At 68.3% G+C, this 1,112-nt stretch carries 1 protein-coding gene; it reads left to right on the top strand.

Annotated features, from left to right (window positions below):
• Nucleotides 1–1,112 (top strand): molybdopterin-dependent oxidoreductase (locus ABZU25_RS34500; protein ID WP_355033555.1); only part of this gene is annotated, 1,112 nt, incomplete at both ends.

Raw genomic sequence — 1,112 nt, 5'->3', positions numbered from 1 at the left:
GCTGAGGCGCACCCGGTGGGCTTCCAGTGGGTGATGGAGGCCAAGCGCCGTGGCGCGAAGGTGTTCCACGTCGACCCGCGGTTCACCCGGACCAGCGCGCTTGCCGACTCGTACCTGCCGATCCGGGCGGGCACCGACATCGCCCTGCTCGGCGGGGTGATCCGCTACATCCTGAACAACGAACTGGACTTCCGGGAGTACGTCGTCGCCTACACCAACGCCGCGACGATCGTGACCGACGAGTTCGTCGACACCGAGGACATGCACGGGCTCTTCTCCGGCTTCAACGACGACAACGCCACCTACGACCAGGCCAGTTGGCGGTACGAGGGCCACAGCCAGGCCCAGACGACCCGCGACAGCGAGACGCAGCGGGAAACCGCGGCCGGGCTGGAGAACGAGTCGCACGGCGCGCCGGTCGGCGGCCAGACCCAACGCGACGAGACGTTGCAGGACCCGCGCTGCGTCTACCAGATCGTCAAGCGGCACTACGCCCGCTACACCCCGGAGATGGTGGAACGGGTCTGCGGCATCCCGCAGGCCAAGTTCCTCGAACTGGCCCAGGCGTGGGCGGAGAACTCCGGCCGGGACCGCACCGGCATGCTCGTCTACTCGGTGGGGTGGACGCAGCACAGCGTCGGCGTGCAGTACATCCGTACCGGCGCGATCATCCAACTGCTGCTCGGCAACATGGGCCGCCCGGGCGGCGGGGTCATGGCCCTGCGCGGGCATGCCAGCATCCAGGGCTCGACGGACATCCCGACGCTGTTCAACCTGCTTCCGGGCTACCTGCCGATGCCACACCACGCGGAGCACCCGACCCTGGACAAGTGGGTGGACAGCATCGCGCACCCCGGGCAGAAGGGCTTCTGGGGCAACGCGCGCACCTACGGCGTCAACCTGCTCAAGGCGTACTGGGGCGACGCCGCCACCGCGGAGAACGACTACTGCTACGGCTACCTGCCGCGGATGACCGGTGACCACGGCACCTACCAGCAGGTGCTCGACATGATCGACGGGAAGATCAAGGGGTACTTCCTGCTGGGTCAGAACCCGGCTGTCGGTTCGGCGCACGGCCGGGCGCAGCGTCTCGGCATGGCCAACCTCGACTG

The sequence above is a fragment of the Micromonospora sp. NPDC005215 genome (assembly GCF_040607915.1).
Taxonomy (GTDB): domain Bacteria; phylum Actinomycetota; class Actinomycetes; order Mycobacteriales; family Micromonosporaceae; genus Micromonospora.
Note: the sequence above shows the minus strand (reverse complement) of the source record. Positions and strands in the feature narration are given on the sequence as shown.